3 protein-coding genes and 1 pseudogene are annotated in these 2,270 nt (G+C 61.7%); all 4 read right to left on the bottom strand.

Annotated elements, in window-relative coordinates:
• Positions 1–111, bottom strand: a 111-nt coding sequence (locus EN935_RS31985; protein WP_127374014.1) for an SDR family NAD(P)-dependent oxidoreductase, incomplete at its 3' end; no start/stop codon positions are given.
• Between the two features lie 2 nt (positions 112–113).
• The gene (locus EN935_RS31980; RefSeq protein WP_109667165.1) at positions 114–1,112 is read right to left on the bottom strand and encodes an ABC transporter ATP-binding protein; all 999 of its coding nucleotides are present in this window, start codon (positions 1,110–1,112) and stop codon (positions 114–116) included.
• Between the two features lie 50 nt (positions 1,113–1,162).
• On the bottom strand, positions 1,163–1,987 hold the full coding sequence (locus EN935_RS31975) for a carbohydrate ABC transporter permease (protein WP_127262389.1): 825 nt from the start codon (positions 1,985–1,987) through the stop codon (positions 1,163–1,165).
• A gap of 11 nt (positions 1,988–1,998) precedes the next feature.
• Positions 1,999–2,270, bottom strand: a pseudogene (locus EN935_RS31970) (sugar ABC transporter permease); the annotation flags it as partial.

Here is a 2,270-nt window from a genome sequence, read left to right as displayed (position 1 = left end):
GATGTCGGCGATGGCGACGGTGGCGCCTTCGCCGGCATAGGCTTCGGCGAAAGCTCTGCCGATGCCTCGGGCCGAACCTGTGATCAGCGCGGATTTGCCAGCCAGTCGCATGCTCACATTGCCTTTCCGTCGGCACCGAAGCGATGCAGCTTGGCCTTGTCGGGCGTCAGATAGATGGTGTCGCCATGATGGACGGCGAGTTCGCCGTCGGCGCGCACCGTCAGCGGACCGACGCCATCGGCCTGGACATGCAGGAAGGTGTCGGAGCCGAGATGTTCGGCAACGCCGACGGTGGCTTTCCACTCGCCCGCCGTGGTCGAGATCTCCAGGTGCTCGGGACGGATGCCGATGGTCTTGGCGCTGTATTTGGCAGCCGGCGCGCCTTCGATCAGGTTCATCTTCGGCGAGCCGATGAAGCCGGCGACGAACAGGTTCTTCGGCGTTTTGTAGAGCTCCATCGGCGAGCCGACCTGCTCGATGTTGCCGGCGTTCAGCACGACGATCTTGTCGGCCATGGTCATGGCTTCGACCTGGTCGTGGGTGACGTAGATCATGGTCGTCTTGAGCTGATGGTGCAGCTCGCTGATCTCCAGCCGCATGGTGCCGCGCAGTGCCGCATCGAGGTTGGACAGCGGTTCATCGAACAGGAAGGCGGTCGGCTGACGCACAATGGCGCGGCCGATGGCGACGCGCTGCCGCTGGCCGCCGGAGAGTTGGCCGGGCCGGCGTTCGAGGTAGTTGGTCAGGTTGAGCACGCGCGCCGCGTCTCCCACCTTTCTGTCGATGGTCGCCTTGTCTTCGCCGGCCATCTTCAGCGGGAAGCCGATGTTCTTGGCCACCGTCATGTGCGGATAGAGCGCGTAGGACTGGAACACCATGGCCAGCTTGCGCTTGGCCGGTGCCTCGCCGGTGACGTCGCGGCCGTCGATGTTGATGGAGCCGCCGCTGGTGTCCTCGAGGCCGGCGATCAGGCGCAGCAGCGTTGACTTGCCGCAACCCGACGGGCCGACGAAGACGACGAACTCGCCATTCTCGATCACCAGGTCGAGACCGGGGATGATGGACGTCGCTCCGAAGGATTTGGAGACGTTCTTGAGCGTGATGTTTCCCATGGTTTCCTCCCCGAGGGGTTATTTTCGCCGATTGCTTCAGGCAAATTCCGTTACTTCACCGCACCGAATGTCAGGCCGCGCACCAGCTGCTTCTGGCTGAACCAGCCCATGATCAGGATCGGCGCGATGGCCAGTGTCGAGGCGGCCGAAAGCTTGGCCCAGAACAGGCCTTGCGGGCTTGAGAACGAGCTGATGAAGGCGGTCAAGGGTGCGGCTTCCGTGGTCGTCAGCCGGATTGTCCAGAACGCCTCGTTCCAGGCCAGGATGATGTTGAGCAGCATTGTCGAGGCGATGCCCGGCACCGCCATCGGCGTCAGCACATAGACGATCTCGTTCCACAGCGAAGCGCCGTCCATGCGGGCCGCTTCCAGGATCTCGCCCGGTATTTCGCGGAAGTAGGTGTAGAGCATCCACACCACGATCGGCAGGTTGATCAGCATCAGCATGATCATCAGGCCGATGCGGCTGTCGAGCAGTCCTGTGTCGCGGAAGATCAGGTAGATCGGGAACAGCACGGCAACCGCGGGCATCATCTTGGTGGACAGCATCCACATCAATATGTCCTTGGTTCGCTTGGTCGGCGAGAAGGCCATCGACCATGTCGCCGGTATGGCGACCAGCAAGGCCAGGATGGTCGAGCCGACCGAGAGCAGCACCGAGTTGAAGAAGAACTTGAAGTAGCCGCTCTGCGCCTGAACCTCGGAATAGCTCTCGAATGTCCCCGATGGGATGATGCTGAAACCCTGGATGGCTTCCTGCTCCGACTTGAACGAGGTGATGATCGTATAGAGGATCGGGAAGAAGATGAGCAGGGCGACGATCCAGGCGGCAACTGTCGCGATCGTCTTGTGCTGGGTGGTGACTGAGCGTGCCATCGTATCCTCCCTTACTTGTCTAGGTTCTTGCCGACGGCGCGCATGGCGAAGAAGGCAACGATGTTGGCGAGAATGACGGCGATCACACCGCCGGCGGATGCCTGGCCGATTTTGAACTCCAGCAACGCCTTCTGGTAGACGAGGAAGGGCAGGTTGGTGGAAGCGTATCCCGGGCCGCCATTGGTGGTGACGAGGATCTCGGCATAGACCGACAAAAGGAAGATCGTCTGGATCAGGATGACGACCGTGATGGCGCGCGACATGTGCGGCAGCGTCAGATAGA

Origin of the sequence: Mesorhizobium sp. M7D.F.Ca.US.004.03.1.1 (genome assembly GCF_003998635.1) — a bacterium.
In the GTDB taxonomy this organism is placed as follows: Bacteria; Pseudomonadota; Alphaproteobacteria; order Rhizobiales; family Rhizobiaceae; genus Mesorhizobium; species Mesorhizobium loti.
This window is presented reverse-complemented; position numbering and strand designations above follow the sequence as displayed.

What these genes read in the sequence shown, in the direction of transcription:
- EN935_RS31980 (WP_109667165.1), bottom strand. Translation starts at nt 1,112, where the DNA reads ATGGGAAACATCACGCTCAAGAACGTCTCCAAATCCTTCGGAGCGACG.
- EN935_RS31975 (WP_127262389.1), bottom strand. Translation starts at nt 1,987, where the DNA reads ATGGCACGCTCAGTCACCACCCAGCACAAGACGATCGCGACAGTTGCC.